Consider the following 18,642-nt stretch of genomic DNA (forward strand, 5'->3'; position numbering starts at 1 on the left):
TATGAAGCTGTCCAACTTCGTTCAACTCTGCTCTGACTGAAACGTTTTGCCCCATTATCAACTAGAGTAAATGCTTATTCCCCTCCCCCTAGAAGGAGGAAGATGCATGTAACAGAGGCGTATATGGCATCGATGAATAAATGGAATAGATTGTCGTCTTGCGTTTCGCTGTTTTGATGTTTTGAGCAGTGATACTGTTGGGCTTTGTCATTCAAGATGTTGATTAGAAATGGAACTTTCACTGGAAGTATTGGGGCTGCTGTTTTTAGTGGCGGGCGTTGCGGGATTTATTGATGCCATGGCGGGCGGTGGCGGTTTGCTGACTTTACCAGCCTTGCTGGCCGCAGGGGTGCCGCCGACTCAAGCTTTGGCGACCAACAAACTGCAAAGCTCCTTTGGTAGCTTTTCGGCCACACTCTATTTTGTGCGCAAGGGCGTTGTGAGCCTAAAAGCGATGCGATTGGCGATTGCTTGTACCTTTGTTGGCGCGGCGCTTGGCGCAGAAGCAGTGCAATATATTGATGCCACTTTGCTAACCAGCCTTATCCCCCTGTTACTGCTCGGAATTTCGCTCTATTTCTTATTGGCACCGACCACCAAAACGCACACAGGGCCTGCGCCTTTATCCGAAACCGCGTTTGCTTTCACGGTGGGTTTTGGTATCGGTTTTTATGATGGTTTTTTTGGCCCCGGTACTGGCTCAATTTTTACCGTCTGCTTTGTGGCTTTGGGGCATTTTAGTTTGGTGGAAGCCACCGCTCGCACCAAGGTACTCAATTTTACGTCCAACATTGCCGCGTTGACCTTCTTCTTAATCGCTGGTTTGCCGATTTGGGAAATTGGCTTAACCATGGCGGTAGGCGGATTTATCGGCGCTCGTATGGGCGCAAAAGTGGTGATCAGCAAAGGGCAGCGTTGGATCCGACCGTTGGTGATCACCATGTCTATGCTGATGGCGCTAAAACTGCTTTGGGAACAGCATCATGCAGCGCTGTTATCAATGCTTGGACTCTAGAGCTGCGATACCGGCTGGCCCGCAGACAAATATGAATAGGCCGAGTAAGGTCTGCTAATTCAGCAAAATCAAAGCAGTGTTGGGGCTCAATTTTTAGGGTACTGACAATCGAGCGTGGTACTAGGGCGGGTAACATGCCGCCGAGTGCGAGCTGCGCCGCCGCGGTGTAAGAGTCCATCTCCATCGCGGGTCGAATGCCTTGTTTGTGCAGCATGGCCGCTTGGTAGGTATTGGCGGGATTGGCCAAATCATTGGTGATAAGCTCGCTTGGCAGTGCGTGCAGCGGCGCTTGGCTAATCACGGTAAATGGCTCATCACCTAGATGAAAGGTCAGCAAACCGTGATTGGCGGGCAGATAGCCGGCACAAAAGCCTAAGGTGGCTTTGCCAGATTGCACATTTTCGACAATTCGCGGTGTGTGGTTGGTAGTGATCACCCAATGCGGATCCTGCTTGCGATGTTGCCCCACCGTCTGGCCAAGATAACCCGCGACTAACGTCTCCGAGCAATCCATACGCAGCAGCGTGTTATCTTCCAGTGTCTGCTGCTCGAAAATCAAGCCATGCAACTCATTAAAGGTGGGGCCGATGCTGGCAATTAATTGCTCGGCATCCGCGGTCAATTTGATATGTCGCCCCGCTGGAACAATCAGTTTCTTGCCGAGTTTTTTCTCTAAGTTCGCAATGCGTTTACTGACTGCTGACTGGCTGATATAGAGCTGGCTACCGGTACGGCTCATGGTTTTTTCTTTGCTGAGCACCAGTAAGGTTTCAATGCCTTCGAGTAACATGTGTTGATGACAAATGGGAATAGATGCGTGGATTGTATGTGGAATCTCAAGCGAGGTCGTGCATTAAGCTCACAAAGTGAACTGAGCTTTAAATACGAGGGAGATTTTCGGGATAGCGGCACCTCGCATGGGGCGTTAGGTGCCGAGCCTGTTATTTGGTCAGGGCAAAGGTTGGCAGAGAAAGGTGCCAGCGGATCGCTCCGAGACGAATTAAGAGCGTGGAAAAAACGCCAGAGAGCAGAGCGGTCGAGCTGCTGTAGCCCATCGCCAGTGCGGTAGTGTGGAAAATGCCACCGATAATACAGGCGGTCGCGTACACTTCACTGCGCAGCACCATAGGAATTTCTCGGGCGAGGACATCGCGGATAATTCCACCGCCGCAGCCCGTTATCACGCCCATAATGATCGCGATTAAGGCGGAATCTTGATAGATCAGCGCTTTTTCAACCCCGATCCCGACGAAAACCGCAAGGCCAATCGCATCGCACACGGGCAAAATCCACCACGCGAGTCTTTTCGGGCGACGCACCAGTAGCATGGTCAGGGCGCAGGTGATCATAATCACCCACAGGTAGTTGGTGTCTTTGATCCAAAATACCGGAGTGGCTCCGAGCGCCATATCGCGGATGGTGCCGCCACCAATCGCGGTCACGCTGGCGAGGACCATGACGCCAAACGGATCCATTTTCAAACGCCCCGCTAAGAGCACTCCAGAAACCGCAAAAACGGCAGTACCAAACATATCAATCAGATAAAGCAGAGAAGTATCCAAAGCGGTCTCACTATCTACACAACGATGAAAAATATCGAGCAGGCAAATTGGGGCGGATTTTACGAGATTTAATCCGCTAAAGTTACTGCTTTTGTGCAATTTTGAGGTATGTGCACACTTGCTCTACCGCATCTAGGGTTCTTGGGGTCGGGCGGTTTAACCAATCGGCATTGAGTGCCCAAACCTGATTGTTTTGCACGGCGCTGAGCTCTGCCTGCCAAGCTCGCCACATATGGCCATTGGCGATCGCATGCTCTGAGGTAAAAATCACTTGCGGCTGTTTAACCAAGACTTGCTCTATGCTCACTTGCGGATAGGGCACCTCACTGTCGGCAAAAATATTGACGCCGCCACAGAGGCTAAATACTTCACTCGGCCAGTGACCTTGAGCCAAGGTAATGATGGGTTTTTCACTGAGTTGATAGAAATAACGGATCGGCTGATTGCTCGCGTATTGCGTGCGTAAATCCTGTAAACGTTGCCGAAAGTTGTGTGCCGCTTTTTGCCCAACGTCAGGGTTGGCCGAATAGTGACTCAATGCTTCGATATTATCGGCAATTTCATCCAGTGTTTTGGTTTGTGAATCGTAAATCGTAAAACCGAGTTGGCGCAGTTTGGCCAATTCACGTGGTGGATTGCCCGCAGGCCAAGCGATGATCAAATCGGGTTTGAGCGTCAGGATTTTCTCGATATTAATGGTTTGGTGATTGGCGACGCGCTCCAGTTCGAGCGCTTGTGGCGGATAGTCGCTGTACTCGCTAACCGCAACCAACTTATCACCCAAACCGGCGGCATAAGCAATTTCTGTCGCGTGAGGAGCAAGGCTGATGATGCGCTCGGCGGGAAAAGGCTTGGCCAATAAGCTTGGGGTGATGAACAGAAACGTGCAGGCGATAAGCCGGATAACAAGCATTTATACTCCGCGATAAATCAGTAGTAACAGTAAACTTTCTAGCGCAATCCAGACAAAAATACGCCACGCAATAAGGCTTTGCACTTGCGCAATATGAATCGCCGCTGGGGCGATGCGCCCGCCAATTTTGGCGCGTACGCTTTTTTGCTCACCATAAATGGCAGGGCCGCCTAAGGCGAGCTGCAATTTATTGCCAACTGCACACAGTAGCCAAGCGGGTCCCGGCAGTGGCCAGCTGCGGCTTTGTTCAAGTACCGCTGTGAAAACCGTCCCCGCTTGTTTACCGAGAATAATCAACAGACTAAATAGACGCAGTGGCAGCCAATCAAGCAGGGCGAGAATACGCACCGCAGTAAAACCAAACGGTTGGAAGGTGGCGCGCGACGGTGACCAAGCACGAGCCAGCTCGGCAATTAAGCGATACAAGAATGCGCCGCTTCCACCCAGTACTCCATACCAAAACAGCACGCCAATCACGTTACGGCCAAAGCCCATGACTAAGGTTTCCACCCCCGCCTTGCCAAGCCCCAGCGCGGACAGTGTCGTGGTTTGGCGATTGACAAAAGGTTGTAATAAGGCGCGTGCTTGTGGCTTGTCCTCTTTCGCGAGAGCTTGTGCCAGTTGATTGGCTAAAGTCTCTTGGCGTCGCCAATCTAATGACAGAAGCAGCAGCGCTAAATCAAACAGTTGTGGTTGCCAGACTAAGGGTTTGAGTGCCCAAAGAAGTGCCATCGTCGGGAAAATCATCAACCCCCACGCGAGGGCGCCAGACAGGAGATTTTGCGCATAACTGGCTGGTGTGTTGACCTTACTTGCCAGTAGTTCAGCAAACTTGTGCCACAAAGTGACTGGATGCGCAGCATGAGGAATAGGCAGCAGCAGATGAAATAAGAGTGCGCCCCACATCACGAGGAGCGCACCATTGGCATAAAAGTGGGAAAACCCAGTTTCCATTAATGAACTCGCTTATTTGAGCAGTTCGACCATTTTCAGCACCATAGCGGAAGAGCTTTTGGCGGCCAGTGGCAAGAACTCTTCAAACGACAGTGGCGATTCTTTATCAGCAACGTCAGAAATCGCGCGAACCACCACAAAGGGCACCTTGAATTGGTGACAAGTTTGCGCAATCGCAGAGGCTTCCATTTCGACGGCAACAACGCTTGGGAAATGTTGGCGGATAAATTGCTGACGTTCAGCGGTGCATACAAACGCATCACCGGTACAGATAAGGCCACGCACTGCATGAGTATTTGGCAATTGAGCCAATGCTTGTTCCGCCACCGTCATCAATTTCTCGTCGGCTTTAAAGGCGGCGGGTTGGCCCGCCATTTGGCCAATTTCATAACCAAACGCAGTCACATCCGCATCGTGATGGCGCACTTCGCTTGAAATGACCACATCACCCACATTCAAACTTGCGTCAAAGCCGCCTGCAGAACCCGTATTGATCACCACATCCGGCGCATACTGGCTAATCAGCAAAGCGGTGCCTAATGCTGCTGAGACTTTACCAATGCCTGATTGCAGTAAAACGACGTCGATACCTTGGATTTGACCGCTGTAAAAAGTACAACCGGCTTGGTTAACTTCTTGCACGTCTTCGATGAGATCTTTCAGGATGGCGACTTCTTGTTGCATTGCGCCGATGATGCCGATTTTCATAGGGGCTCTCTTTCATCTATCAATAGGAAAACAGGCCGCAGTGTAGCATGAGCGAACGCAATCGATCGAGGTTAGGGGCGATCGAGATTAGGGTTGCTCAAGTAAACCAGACAGCGTGAGCTTTTCGCGCAGCTCTTCAGCGCGGCGGCGATTCACCCCAAAATCACTGTAGCCAATCCGCGATTCAGAGCGAACCCATAAGTGATCTTGTTCGATTTTGAGTTCCAGATCATCGACGAAGCGGAATACTTTGGAGGTGCATTCGATACGGACATACTGGGCATTTTTTTCAGCGGTCACCGCACCAGGAAGAGAAAGGGCAATCCGTTCAACCTGCTCAATCGTGACCCCTGGGCGCAAAATAAACGGTGCAAGGTTAAATTTATCCCGCTCATCTTGAGTTGAAACACAGTTCGGTCGACTGGCGCAAGGTGTGGCGGTGCGGTCTGGCATAGAATCGACTCCCTGACTGCAGGCGGTAAGCGAAAAGGCAGCAATAATGGCATAAAACGATGGGTGCATGTTGGTAAGCTCACTCTCATCTCAGATCCCCCATTCACATGAGGTGGCAGATGGAGTGTCCGCCACTGCAAGTTATTTTGGGTTATCAATCTAATTTGAGCTCATTATAGGTAGCAAAAATAAAAAAGGATCCATAACACTATGAATCCTTTGTTGTTTGCTTCGATCTAATCTCAAAACTGTGAGCTAGACTCCAAGATAGTCGAGAATTCCCTCGGCAGCTTTGCGTCCTTCATCAATGGCAGTGACCACTAGATCCGAGCCGCGAACCGCATCACCACCAGCAAAAATCTTGGGATTGGTGGTTTGATACTGGTAAGTCTGCTTGGCTGGAGCTTTGATGCGTCCCCATTGATCGAGCTCGACATCAAACGGTTCTAGCCAAGCCATTTTGTGCGGTTGGAAACCAAACGCCATGATGACGGCATCGGCAGGCAAGACGTGCTCGCTGCCTGCGACCGGTTCAGGTTTGCGACGACCTGCCTCATCCGGTTCTCCAAGCGCGGTTTTGACCACTTTCACGCCAGTCACTTGGCCTTGGGCATTCACTTCAATTCCCAGCGGCTGCAAGTTAAACATAAATTCAACGCCTTCTTCTTTGGCGTTTTTCACTTCACGGCGTGAGCCGGGCATGTTTTCTTCGTCACGGCGATAAGCACAAATCACGCGAGATGCGCCTTGGCGAATCGAGGTGCGCACACAGTCCATCGCCGTATCACCACCGCCGAGCACCACGACATTTTTTCCTGCCATATCAATGAATGGCGCCTCGTTGTTAAGTTCCATCACTTTATAGGTGTTGGAGATCAAAAACGGCAGTGCATCATAAACGCCGGAGGCGTCTTCGTTGGCTAAGCCTGCGCGCATATATTGATAAGTGCCGACGCCGAGAAAAACCGCGTCGTACTCATCGAGCAGTTGTTGCAGTGTGATGTCTTGGCCGACGTCGACATTGAGACGAAACTCGATACCCATCTCGCTAAAAATGCGGCGACGATTTTCCATCACCCCTTTTTCAAGTTTGAATGAGGGAATGCCAAAGGTGAGCAGACCGCCGATTTCGGGATAGCGATCAAACACGACAGGTCGTACACCGTTGCGAACCAGAATGTCCGCGGCGGCAAGACCAGCAGGGCCCGCACCGATGATCGCGACTTTTTTGTCGGTCCAGACCACGTTGGACATGTCGGGTTTCCAGCCCATTTCGAAGGCGGTATCCGTAATGTATTTTTCGATGTTGCCAATGGTGACGGCACCGAAATCCGCATTCAAGGTACATGAACCTTCGCACAGCCTATCTTGCGGGCAAACCCGGCCACACACTTCAGGCAGGCTGTTGGTCTGGTGCGCCAAATCGGCCGCTTCGAGGATGCGTCCTTCATTGGCGAGCTTTAACCACTGCGGAATGTAGTTGTGTACTGGGCACTTCCATTCACAGTAAGGGTTACCACAGTCGAGGCAGCGATCGGCCTGTGCGGTGGCTTGTTGCTTAGTAAAGGGCTCGTAAATTTCGACAAATTCAATTTTGCGGATGTGCAGCGGTTTTTTGGCCGGATCCACACGATTGACATCGATAAATTGGTAAACGTTTTGGCTCATCAATCAGGCTCCTTCCAATTATTGTGCTTGCACGCGCAGTTCGGCTGCGCTGCGGCTCTGATGGCCGAGCAGGGTACGTAAGTCCGCTGCTTGTGGTTTGATCAGATAGAACTTCGGAATCCATTCATCAAAGTTCGCCAAAATTCGCTCTGCGTGGGCGGAACCAGTCTCTTCGAGATGTTCAGCAACCAACCCGCGCAGATGCTCTTGATGGATATATAAGTCGGTCAAGGCTACCGCTTCAACGGATTCATCATTGACGCGGCCTTGGAAATCGCCATTCTCATCGAGTACGTAAGCAAAGCCGCCGGTCATGCCTGCGCCAAAGTTCACGCCCGTTGCGCCTAAAATGGCAACGATGCCACCGGTCATGTATTCACAGGCGTTATCGCCAGCGCCTTCAATCACCGCAATCGTGCCGGAGTTGCGCACCGCGAAACGCTCGCCAGCTTTACCTGCGGCAAACAGTTTGCCGCCCGTTGCGCCATACAAGCAGGTGTTGCCGATAATGGTCGCTTCGTTACACACAAAAGCGGTGCCTTGGTGAGGGCGAATCACAATCTTGCCGCCAGCCATGCCTTTACCGACATAGTCGTTGGCATCACCGGTGAGATACAGCTCAAGACCACCTGCGTTCCAGACTCCGAACGATTGCCCAGCGGTACCATTGAGGACAACCTTGATGGGCGAGGTGGCGACGCCGAGATTGCCGTAACGTTTCGCGATTTCACCAGACAGACGTGCGCCAATCGAGCGGTCGGTGTTGATCACGTTGTAATAGAGCTCCAGCGATTGCTGATTTTCCACAGCCGCTAACGCATCTTCCACGATCTTCTGGTTAAGTGCCCCTTTATCAAACGGGGTGTTCGGTTCGGTGCAGTACAGTGGCAGATTTTGTGGTGACACTGGCGCTTCGAGCAGATCGGAGAGATCCAATTTGCTCTGTTTCGCGGTCATGCCTTCTACCACTTCCAGTAGATCGGTGCGGCCGATGAGATCGGTGAGCTTCTCAACGCCCAATTCGGCCAGATATCCGCGCACTTCTTCCGCTAAGCCTTTGAAATAGTTCATCACCATCTCTGGCAGACCTTTGAAGTAATCTTTGCGCAGCGTTTCATCCTGCGTTGCCACACCGGTTGCACAGTTGTTGAGGTGGCAAATACGCAAGAATTTACACCCCATCGCGACCATAGGCGCAGTACCAAAACCAAAACTTTCTGCGCCTAAAATCGCTCCTTTGATCACATCCAATCCGGTTTTCAAACCGCCATCGACTTGTAGACGGATCTTGTGACGCAGACCGTTGGCGACCAAGGCTTGTTGCGTTTCCGCTAAACCGAGCTCCCACGGGCTTCCTGCATATTTTACCGAGGTGAGCGGGCTGGCTGCGGTGCCGCCGTCATAACCTGAGATGGTGATAAGGTCGGCGTAGGCTTTTGCTACACCGGTGGCAATTGTGCCAACGCCCGGCTCAGAGACGAGCTTGACCGAGACCAAGGCTTTGGGGTTGATCTGTTTAAGATCGAAAATCAGCTGCGCCAAATCTTCAATCGAGTAGATATCGTGATGCGGCGGCGGCGAAATCAAAGTCACTCCGGGAACGGAATAACGCAGTTTGGCGATCTCCGCCGTGACCTTATGTCCCGGAAGCTGACCGCCTTCACCGGGTTTTGCCCCTTGCGCCACTTTAATTTGCAGCACATCCGCATTGGTTAAATAGTGCGGTGTTACCCCAAATCTGCCTGACGCCACTTGCTTGATACGTGAGTTACGCTCAGTGCCAAAGCGGCGTGGATCTTCACCACCTTCACCTGAGTTGGAATAGCCGCCTAAACGGTTCATCGCGGTGGCCAACGCTTCGTGGGCTTCTGGGCTTAACGCGCCAATCGACATGGCGGCGGAGTCAAAGCGTTTGTAGAGATCGCTCGCGGGCTCGATATGCTCCAGTGGCAGCGGTTTATCCGTGGTTTTCAAACGCAGTAAATCGCGCAGCATGGCGACAGGGCGCTGGTTGACTTGCTGAGCAAACTCACGGTAATCCATGGTTTCGCCGGATTTGACTGCTTTTTGTAGGGTGCCAACCACATCTGGGTTGTAGGCGTGGTATTCGCCACCGTGAACGTATTTGAGTAAACCACCGTGTTCGAGAGGCTTACGTTTTGCCCATGCTTTACGCGACAGATTAAACAGATCTTGCTCAAAATCGTCGAAGCTCGCGCCTTGAATGCGAGTGGTAACCCCTTTAAAGCAGAGATCAACCACATCGCGGTGCAGCCCTACCGCTTCAAACAGTTGTGAGCAGCGATAAGAGGCGACAGTCGAAATGCCCATTTTGGACATGATTTTGTACAGACCTTTGTTGATGCCGTATTGGTAATTCTGCATCACTTCGCGATAGCTCTTTTGCAGCGCGCCATCATCAATCATTTTGCCCAGCGTTTCGTAGGCGAGGTAAGGATAAACGGCCGTGGCGCCAAAGCCGATCAGCACCGCAAAATGGTGTGGATCGCGCGCGGCACCGGTTTCAATAATGATGTTGGCATCGCAGCGTAAATTGGCTTCCACCAGACGAGCTTGTACTGCACCGACCGCCATTGCAGCGGGGATTGGCAAGCGATCCGCGGTTAATGCGCGGTCGGAGAGCACCACTAAAACGGTGCCTTCGCGCACCACTTGTTCGGCTTTGTCACACAAATCCAATACCGCTTGTTTGAGATTTTTCTCTTGCGGATCGAAATTGATGTCAAGAATGGTGTTGCGATAGTGCTGATCGCTGAGCGTCAGTAACTGCTGCATATCCGAGTAGAGCAGGATCGGCGAATCAAAAGTGACGCGATGTGCGTGACCATCGGTTTCGCAAAATACGTTCATCTCTTGGCCGATGCTGGTGGCCAGCGACATCACATGTTTCTCACGCAGTGGATCGATCGGTGGGTTGGTCACTTGAGCAAACTTTTGGCGGAAATAATCGCTGATCAGGCGCTCTTTGGAAGAAAGCACCGCCATCGGCGTGTCATCGCCCATGGAACCGACCGCTTCTTGCGCCATATCGCCAAGCACGCGCAGGATTTGATCGATCTCTTCGTTGCTCATCGCAAACTGCTTTTGATAGGTTTTTAGCAAGTCAGCATCAAAGCTGCGCTCACCAACCTTATCGTCGGGCAACTGTGAAAAGGGTGTGAGTTTATAGACGTTATTGTCCATCCACTCACGATAGGGGTGACGGCTTTTTAGGTCGTTATCAATTTCGCTCGATTGCCAAATTTTCCCTTTGCGAGTGTCGATCACCAGCAGCTCGCCGGGGCCAACCCGACCTTTTTCAGACACTTCATCTGGTGCGTAATCCCAAATCCCGACTTCTGAAGCGAGGGTGATAAGCTTATCTTTGGTGATCACATAACGCGCAGGACGCAGGCCGTTGCGGTCAAGGTTACATGCGGCGTAGCGACCATCGGACAGCACGATCCCAGCCGGGCCATCCCAAGGCTCCATGTGTTTGGAGTTGAAATCGTAGAAAGCACGCAGATCCGGATCCATATCCGGATGGTTTTGCCATGCGGGCGGAACCAGCATGCGCATCGCACGGAAAATGTCCATCCCGCCGGCTAAAAACAGATCCAGCATGTTGTCTAGGCTCGAAGAGTCCGAACCGGTTTCGTTCACAAAAGGGGCGGCGCTTTGCAAATCGGGCAGCAGCGGTGACGCGAATTTATAAGCCCGTGCGCGCGCCCACTGGCGGTTACCTTCAATGGTGTTGATTTCACCATTGTGCGCCAGATAGCGAAACGGCTGAGCCAGCGGCCAGCGTGGCTGAGTATTGGTGGAGAAACGTTGGTGGAACAAGCAAATCGCCGATTCCATACGCAGATCGGCTAAGTCGAGATAAAAGCGTGGTAGGTCTGCGGGCATGCACAGGCCTTTGTAAACCAATACTTGAGTCGAGAGCGAACAGATGTAGAAATCGCGATCATCCGTAATCTGCTTTTCAATGCGACGACGCGCAATATACAGACGGCGCTCGACATCGCGCTCACGCCAACCGGCCGGGGCAGAGATAAAGACTTGTTGAATATCGGGTAAAGAGTCGAGAGCAATCGGGCCAAGCACTTTCGGGTTGGTGGGCACTTTGCGCCAACCTGCCACGCTTAAGGTTTCTTTAGCGAGTTCTTGGTTAACAATTTGCTGTGCCAACTGCGCTTTGTGTGGATCTCGGCTGAGAAACAGCATGCCAATCGCGTACTGTTTGCTGAGTTTCCAATGTTGCTCTTCTGCGATCAGGCGCAAATAAGAGTCAGGTTTTTGCAGCAAAAGACCACAGCCATCACCAGTTTTACCATCGGCGGCGATACCGCCACGGTGAGTCATGCGATCAAGTGCTGAAATCGCGGTACGAACGAGTTTGTGACTGGCTTGCCCTTCCATGTGCGCGATCAAGCCGAATCCACAGTTGTCTTTTTCAAGACTTGGATCGTATAGAGCCATTGCAATTCTCCCTTTGCATCTCTGTCATCCAGACAGTAAATGACTATTCCCTTGCTCCTTGAAACTGCCTCGGTATGGGCGGTGTCTGTCTATTCCAATCACATAGTTATCTATGCTGATGGGGATTCATCCACTTCCGTTTAACGATAGCTTCAAGTGGCTTGGGTATAACTATTCATTTAAATCTTTATAATTTGAATATTTAACTAACATTTTAGGTTAATTAATTAACATTTTTGCGGGATTTTATTTTCACCGAATTCACAACCTATAGCTTATTGTACAAAAGGTCAAGTTATTGGTTGAAAATAGGGTTTGTAGGGTATTTGCCGAGGAATGCTTCAAATAATGTCATTATATTCAATGAGATAGTTTTCTCTCAGTTACAGATAACTCAAGGTTTTATCCCGTGTGATGAGAATAGACACAAAAAAGGCCAGCAGGGAGTGCTGGCCGAAGTAAAACAATATGGAAGGAAACGGTTGTGTTGACACGGATGAGGATGCATCACCCGCGCCAACAGAGGATTATGCTGACAGCATGAGTGAGTCCGCTTTTGCCTCAAGATGGGTATTCCCCATCAAGAAGGTGTCAACGGCTCGCGCACATTCGCGCCCTTCGTTGATACAGCGCACCACCAAGGATTGGCCTGTGCGCATATCACCTGCGGCGAATACGCCTTTTTGGTTGGTCGCAAAATCTTGCGTCGCCACATTGCCGCGCTCATCAAGCTTAATCCCCAACTGAGCAAGCACGCCGTGTGGCTCTGGATGCAAGAAGCCCATCGCCAGAAATGCCATATCACAAGGAATGACGCGTTCACTGCCCGCCACTTCGTCAAAGCTTGGTCGCTCACCGAGGGCTGCATCTTTCCAAACGATGTCAGCGATGCGTAGACCCGTCACTTCACCTTGTTCATTACCAATGAATTCTTTGGTGAGGATATTCCAATGACGCTCACAGCCTTCTTCATGAGAGGTGGAGGTGCGCAGAATCATAGGGTATTGCGGCCAAGGCATATTCACTGGGCGCTTTTGCGGTGGGATCGGCATGATCTCCACTTGAGTGATACTCGCAGCGCCGTGGCGGTTAGAGGTGCCGACACAGTCGGAGCCGGTATCGCCGCCCCCGATCACTACCACATGTTTGCCTTTAGCGTGGATCTCTTCACCTTTCAGATCCATGCCATTGGCTCGGCGGTTATTTTGCGCGAGGAACTGCATCGCGAAGTAAACGCCTTTCAGATCACGTCCGGGAATGCTCAGATCACGTGGTACGGTTGAGCCGCCCGTCAGCAATACCGCATCAAACTCCTGACGCAACTGTTGAGCGTTGATGTCTACACCGATATGCGCATTGACCACGAATTTAACGCCCGCTTGTTCCATCAGATTGATTTTGCGATCAATCACATCCATACCGAGTTTGAAATCCGGAATCCCAAAGCGCAGCAAGCCGCCGACTTTTTCATCTCGCTCAAACACGGTGACGCTATGACCCGCGGCATTCAACTGCTCCGCCGCGGCCAGCCCCGCAGGGCCTGAGCCAATGATGGCGACCGTTTTACCAGTGCGTGAACGTGGCGTTTTCGGCTTGGCATAGCCTTCTTGGTAAGCACGTTCCACAATGGTTTTTTCGATGTTACAGATGGTGATCGGATCTTGGTTGATGCCAAGCACACAAGCGGTTTCACAAGGTGCAGGGCAGACACGACCGGTAAACTCTGGGAAGTTGTTGGTCGAGCTCAGAATATTCCAAGCCTCTTCCCAACTGTCGCGATACACCGCATCGTTAAACTCGGGAATGATGTTGCCAATCGGGCAGCCGTTATGACAAAACGGCACGCCACAATCCATACAACGTGAAGCTTGCTGATTGATCTTCTTACCAAACTCTTGGTTAAGAACAAACTCTTTGTTGTTTTTGATGCGCTCTGCCGGGTCGATTTTTTTCGGCAGTTCACGACCAAATTCTAAAAATCCGGTTGCTTTACCCATTTATACCGCCTCCGCTGCTAATGTGGCTTGTTGCTCCTGTGCTTTACGCTTTTGCAGTACCGCTTTGTAATCACGCGGCATGACCTTGACCATAGTGGCCAGGCTTGCGTCAAAGTTGGCAAGGAATGCTTTGGCCACTTCACTTCCTGTGAATTGAACATGCTTGGTTAACATCTCTTTGAGTAGGGCTCTGTCTTCCGCTTCGATAGGGTCCAGATCAACCAATTCTGCATTGAGCTTAGATTGGAAGTCGCCAGATTTATCCCACACGTAAGCCACACCGCCACTCATACCTGCGGCGAAGTTACGGCCAGTTGAGCCGAGGATCACTGCGACACCGCCGGTCATGTATTCACAGCCGTGATCGCCGATACCTTCCACCACCACTTTGGCACCTGAGTTACGCACGCAGAAACGCTCGCCCGCTAGGCCGCGAATGTAAGATTCGCCAGAGGTTGCGCCGTAGAAACAGACGTTACCGACCACAATGTTCTCTTCCGGAACTATGGTGGCGTTTCGGTTCGGGTAGAGCACCAGCGTGCCACCAGAAAGACCTTTGCCCCAGTAGTCGTTAGCATCGCCTTCCACTTCAAAGTAAACGCCTTTAGTGAGGAATGCCCCGAAGGATTGTCCTGCACTGCCGTTGAATTTCACCTGCATTGGCTGTGGTAGACCTTGGTCTTTGTAAACCTTACAGATTTCGTTAGACAACATAGTGCCGGTACTGCGATCGGTGTTGATGATCGGTAACTCTGCTTTGACCGCTTCACCACGCTCAAGGGCAGGCGTTGCTAATTGGATCAAGGTGCGATCCAGTACGCTTTCGAGCTGGTGGTTCTGCTGAGTCTGGCAGTAAATACCATCTTCACTGCGCGGCTGCTCAATAAAGAGGATCGGCGACAGATCGAGGTTTTTGTACTTCCAGTGGCCAATATCATCACGCACTTTGAGTTTGTGCGCTTGGCCAACCATTTCGTTAATGGTGCGAAAACCGAGCTCAGCCATGATTTCACGCAGGCCTTGTGCCATGTATTGGAAGAAGGTCACAACGTCATCCACACGGCCAGCAAAACGCTCACGCAGAGTTTTGTTTTGTGTGGCGATACCGACAGGGCAAGTGTTTTTATGACACTTACGCATCATGATACAGCCTTCAACCACCAGTGCAGCGGTTGCGACGCCCCATTCTTCAGCGCCCAGCAGTACCGCAATCGCGATATCGCGTGGGGTTTTCATCTGTCCATCGGCTTGCACCACAATGCGGTTACGCAGGCCGTTTTTGAGCAGAGTCTGGTGGGTTTCAGCCAGACCCAATTCCCAAGGCAAACCGGTATGACGGATAGAAGAGATGGGTGATGCGCCCGTACCGCCATCGTGACCGGCAATCAGTACTACGTCGGCTTTGGCTTTAGCCACACCCGATGCGATGGTGCCGACACCGGCTTCAGAAACCAGTTTGACGTTTACGCGGCCTTTGCGGTTGGCGTTTTTCAGATCGAAAATCAGCTGAGCTAAGTCTTCGATAGAGTAAATGTCGTGGTGTGGTGGTGGTGAAATCAGGCCGACTCCCGGTGTGGAGTGACGCGTTGCCCCGATCCATTCATCGACTTTATCACCCGGTAGCTGACCACCTTCGCCCGGTTTTGCCCCTTGCGCCATCTTGATCTGGATTTCATCCGCGTTGGTCAGATAGTAAGAGGTCACGCCGAAACGGCCAGATGCTACTTGCTTGATCGCTGAACGCTCTGAATCACCGTTGGCATTTGGCTCAAAACGCATTGGGTCTTCACCACCTTCACCGGAGTTGGATTTCGCGCCTAAACGGTTCATCGCAATCGCCAGTGTGGAGTGCGCTTCGTAAGAGATAGACCCAAACGACATCGCACCGGTTGCAAAGCGCTTCACAATGCTCTCGATTGGTTCCACTTCCTCAATCGGAATGGAACCGGCTGGATTTTTCACAAAATCAAGCTGGCTGCGCAGAGTAACGGCTTTATCGCCTTGGCTATCCACCGCGGCTGCGTATTTCTTGAACTGCTGATAATTTTTGTGGCGAGTCGATTCTTGCAGCAGGTGAATCGTTTCTGGGTTAAACAGATGCTGCTCACCACGCTGTTTCCATTGATACACGCCGCCGACATCCAACACTTGCAGTGGGATTTCACGCGTTGGGTAACCAATGCGATGACGAACCAACACTTCTTTGGCGATGTCGTCGAGGGTCAAACCTTGAATACGGGTGATAGTGCCAGTGAAGTATTTATCGACCACCGCTTTACTGATCCCGAGCGCTTCAAAAATCTGTGCACCGTGATAAGACTGCAGCGTCGAAATCCCCATTTTAGAGAAGATCTTCAAAAGACCGCCGTTCACGCCTTTGCGGTAATTCTCGAAGTATTTCTCTACCGATACGTCGGCATCAAGTTTCTTCTGACGCTTGAGATCGACGATGGTTTCCACTACTAAATACGGGTTAACCGCATTGGCGCCGTAGCCGAGTAGGGTTGCAAAGTGGTGCGTTTCACGCGCATCACCGGTTTCCACCACAATGCCGCATTTCGAACGCAGACCTTTGCGGATCAGGTGATGGTGCACCGCGCCTATAGCTAGCATGGCTGGGATGGCGGCGTGGTTGGAGTTTACCGCGCGGTCGGTCAGCAAAATGATCGAATAGCCATCAATCACCGCATCTTCCGCGTATTGGCAAATACGTTTCAGAGCGCGTTCGAGCTTGCCCGGTTCATCGCTGGCACGAAATACGATGTCTAAGGTTTTGGCTTGCAAGTGCTCGTTATCAATTGCCCGGATTTTCTCAAGCTCAGCATTAGAAATGACTGGCGATTCCAATTCGACCTTACGACAGTGCGCAGGGGTTTCTGCCAGCAAGTTTTGATCGCGGCCGATATAAGTGTTGAGCGACATCACCATGCGTTCACGGATCGGGTCGATCGGTGGGTTGGTCACCTGTGCAAACAACTGCTTGAAGTAGTTGGAGAGATGCTGAGATTGGTGTGATAGCACGGCGACCGGCCAGTCTGCCCCCATCGAACCGAGCGGCTCATAACCGGTTTGCGCGAGAGTCAGAATGATGTCATTGACCTCTTCGCTACTCACCCCAAACGCTTGTTGGCGATGGAGGAGACGCTCTGGCGACGGTTGGCTGTGTACGTTGTCGGCATCCGGCAGTTTTTTCAAACTGAGTAGGTTTTCTTCTACCCATTTTTCATAAGGCTGCGCGCAAGCGATACCGTCTTTCACCTCTTCATCCGAGATGATGCGGCCTTGTTCTAGGTCGGCAACAAAGATACGTCCCGGTTGCAGACGACCACGGTATTCCACATTGGCCGGATCAATTTCCACGACGCCAGATTCGGAAGCCATGATCAGGAAATCATCTTTGGTCACGGTATAACGAGACGGACGCAGACCGTTACGATCCAGCGTGGCGCCCACTTGTACCCCATCGGTAAAGCACACTGATGCAGGGCCGTCCCAAGGTTCCATGACGTTAGCGTGGTATTGATAGAAGGCGCGGCGCTTAGGATCCATCGCTTTGTTTTCTTGCCATGCTTCTGGGATCATCATCATTAGAGCGTGAGGCAAGCTGCGACCGGAAAGCACCAGCAGTTCGAGTACCATATCAAAGTTAGCCGAATCGGATGCGCCTTCTTGGCAGATAGGCAGCAGCATATCGATTTCAGCTTGAGTAAACAGTTTGGATTGTAAAATCGCTTCGCGCGCTTTCATCCAGTTTAAGTTACCGCGAACCGTGTTGATTTCACCGTTGTGCGCGATGTAGCGGAAAGGCTGAGCCAGTCGCCATTTCGGGAAGGTGTTGGTCGAAAAACGCGAGTGCACCAGCGCCAGTGCAGTGACCATGGTCGGATTTTGCAAATCGAGGAAGTATTGTGGTACTTGCTCAGTAGTCAACTGACCTTTATAGACCAAGGTTTTGTACGACATCGAGTTGATATAAAAATCATCACCGATGTTCGACACGCTCTCAAGGCAGACGCGAACGGTGTAGTTACGCAGCACGTACAGCTTGCGTTCTAGCTCGTCAGGCTGCATACCCGGGCCGCCAGAAATGAACACGTGTTCAAATTGTGGTTCGGTACTGAGGGGGTCGGCACCCAACATGCTGTTATTGGTTGGCAAAACGCGATAACCAATCACATCCAGATCAAGGCGTTTAGCATTACGCTCTAAAATATCTCGGCATTGGGCGCGTTTATGTTCATCTTTCGGGAACAGCACCACACCAACACCGTACTTTTCGAATGAAGGCAGCTTAATACCCAGTTTAACCGCTTCTTCGAGTAAAAATTCGTGAGGTTTTTGCAACAAAATACCCGCACCGTCACCGCTGCAAGGGTCACAACCCTGACCGCCACGGTGTTCCATGCGTGCGAGCATGTCCAAAGCTTGAGTGACTACCTGATGAGACTTGCGATTTTTCAGGTGAGCGACAAAGCCGATGCCACAAGCATCATGCTCCAACTCAGGCGTATAAAGACCACGCGAACGTTGCGCTTTATCTACCATAGATACATCCTTCCAGTTATTGAGGACGCAACCGCACTGAGTGTGCACTCAGTTATTCCCGCCACGCATCAAGCAGCATCCGCTGAATGAGTCGCTTGGGCGATACGTCCTGTCCTTTTTTGTTTTGAGTGAAATCTGCTTAGGGAGCAGATCCGCGTCCTTTCCGTCTCTCACAGGAAATATGTTGTGAGAAAGACAATCCTTAGTGACATTCCTGTTGTTGAGCCACTTTACTAGTGGATTCTTTTGGTAGGTATGGAATATCACCGATAGTCTGCCGCGTTTTTTGTAATTAATTGAGCAAAAAAGCACGGAAAACTGAAAGTATCCTACAATTTTGCTGGC

Annotated in this window: 11 protein-coding genes; 1 reads left to right on the forward strand and 10 read right to left on the reverse strand. The window is 51.3% G+C overall.

Translation table 11 applies throughout. From position 1 onward, the window contains the following. The first annotated feature begins 229 nt into the window (after window positions 1-229). Window positions 230-1,015 (forward strand): TSUP family transporter, encoded by a 786-nt coding sequence (locus R4537_RS08040; RefSeq protein ID WP_000423593.1) that lies wholly within the window; start codon window positions 230-232, stop codon window positions 1,013-1,015. Here the strand turns inward: R4537_RS08040 and R4537_RS08045 are convergent. The 10 genes from R4537_RS08045 to gltB (R4537_RS08090) all read right to left on the reverse strand — a co-directional run bounded on the left by R4537_RS08045 (window position 945) and on the right by gltB (R4537_RS08090) (window position 18,297). Continuing rightward, window positions 945-1,805, reverse strand: coding sequence for a LysR family transcriptional regulator (locus tag R4537_RS08045; protein WP_071179218.1), 861 nt, complete (start codon window positions 1,803-1,805; stop codon window positions 945-947). The genes R4537_RS08040 and R4537_RS08045 overlap by 71 nt on opposite strands. A gap of 151 nt (window positions 1,806-1,956) precedes the next feature. Further along, the gene (locus tag R4537_RS08050) at window positions 1,957-2,577 is read right to left on the reverse strand and encodes a TRIC cation channel family protein (RefSeq protein ID WP_000381501.1); all 621 of its coding nucleotides are present in this window, start codon (window positions 2,575-2,577) and stop codon (window positions 1,957-1,959) included. A gap of 82 nt (window positions 2,578-2,659) precedes the next feature. After that, window positions 2,660-3,490, reverse strand: coding sequence for a vitamin B12 ABC transporter substrate-binding protein BtuF (gene btuF / locus R4537_RS08055; RefSeq protein ID WP_001897607.1), 831 nt, complete (start codon window positions 3,488-3,490; stop codon window positions 2,660-2,662). Beyond that, a complete protein-coding gene (locus tag R4537_RS08060; protein ID WP_019828681.1) occupies window positions 3,491-4,444 on the reverse strand; it encodes a cobalamin biosynthesis family protein in 954 nt (317 codons plus the stop codon). A gap of 12 nt (window positions 4,445-4,456) precedes the next feature. Further along, window positions 4,457-5,152 carry a 5'-methylthioadenosine/S-adenosylhomocysteine nucleosidase gene (mtnN, locus tag R4537_RS08065; RefSeq protein ID WP_071179217.1) on the reverse strand — a complete coding sequence of 232 codons (696 nt, stop codon included), beginning with the start codon at window positions 5,150-5,152 and terminating at the stop codon, window positions 4,457-4,459. Window positions 5,153-5,239: 87 nt separating this feature from the next. Continuing rightward, the gene (locus R4537_RS08070) at window positions 5,240-5,674 is read right to left on the reverse strand and encodes a DUF1499 domain-containing protein (protein WP_080483516.1); all 435 of its coding nucleotides are present in this window, start codon (window positions 5,672-5,674) and stop codon (window positions 5,240-5,242) included. A gap of 186 nt (window positions 5,675-5,860) precedes the next feature. Beyond that, complete coding sequence (locus R4537_RS08075; RefSeq protein WP_071179215.1) at window positions 5,861-7,273, reverse strand: FAD-dependent oxidoreductase; 1,413 nt, start codon at window positions 7,271-7,273, stop codon at window positions 5,861-5,863. Window positions 7,274-7,291: 18 nt separating this feature from the next. Further along, on the reverse strand, window positions 7,292-11,755 hold the full coding sequence (gene gltB / locus R4537_RS08080; protein WP_071179214.1) for a glutamate synthase large subunit: 4,464 nt from the start codon (window positions 11,753-11,755) through the stop codon (window positions 7,292-7,294). Between the two features lie 527 nt (window positions 11,756-12,282). Beyond that, window positions 12,283-13,752, reverse strand: coding sequence for a glutamate synthase subunit beta (locus tag R4537_RS08085; RefSeq protein WP_071179213.1), 1,470 nt, complete (start codon window positions 13,750-13,752; stop codon window positions 12,283-12,285). Then, the gene (gltB, locus tag R4537_RS08090) at window positions 13,753-18,297 is read right to left on the reverse strand and encodes a glutamate synthase large subunit (protein ID WP_071179212.1); all 4,545 of its coding nucleotides are present in this window, start codon (window positions 18,295-18,297) and stop codon (window positions 13,753-13,755) included. Window positions 18,298-18,642 lie beyond the last annotated feature (345 nt).

This window comes from Vibrio paracholerae, from assembly GCF_037672085.1.
Lineage (GTDB): Bacteria > Pseudomonadota > Gammaproteobacteria > Enterobacterales > Vibrionaceae > Vibrio > Vibrio cholerae.

Excerpts from the sequence above, each read along its gene's own strand:
- R4537_RS08045 (WP_071179218.1), bottom strand. The coding sequence starts at position 1,805 with ATGTTACTCGAAGGCATTGAAACCTTACTGGTGCTCAGCAAAGAAAAA.
- gltB (WP_071179214.1), bottom strand. The coding sequence starts at position 11,755 with ATGGCTCTATACGATCCAAGTCTTGAAAAAGACAACTGTGGATTCGGC.
- R4537_RS08040 (WP_000423593.1), top strand. The coding sequence starts at position 230 with ATGGAACTTTCACTGGAAGTATTGGGGCTGCTGTTTTTAGTGGCGGGC.
- R4537_RS08060 (WP_019828681.1), bottom strand. The coding sequence starts at position 4,444 with ATGGAAACTGGGTTTTCCCACTTTTATGCCAATGGTGCGCTCCTCGTG.
- btuF (WP_001897607.1), bottom strand. The coding sequence starts at position 3,490 with ATGCTTGTTATCCGGCTTATCGCCTGCACGTTTCTGTTCATCACCCCA.
- gltB (WP_071179212.1), bottom strand. The coding sequence starts at position 18,297 with ATGGTAGATAAAGCGCAACGTTCGCGTGGTCTTTATACGCCTGAGTTG.
- mtnN (WP_071179217.1), bottom strand. The coding sequence starts at position 5,152 with ATGAAAATCGGCATCATCGGCGCAATGCAACAAGAAGTCGCCATCCTG.
- R4537_RS08075 (WP_071179215.1), bottom strand. The coding sequence starts at position 7,273 with ATGAGCCAAAACGTTTACCAATTTATCGATGTCAATCGTGTGGATCCG.
- R4537_RS08085 (WP_071179213.1), bottom strand. The coding sequence starts at position 13,752 with ATGGGTAAAGCAACCGGATTTTTAGAATTTGGTCGTGAACTGCCGAAA.
- R4537_RS08070 (WP_080483516.1), bottom strand. The coding sequence starts at position 5,674 with ATGCACCCATCGTTTTATGCCATTATTGCTGCCTTTTCGCTTACCGCC.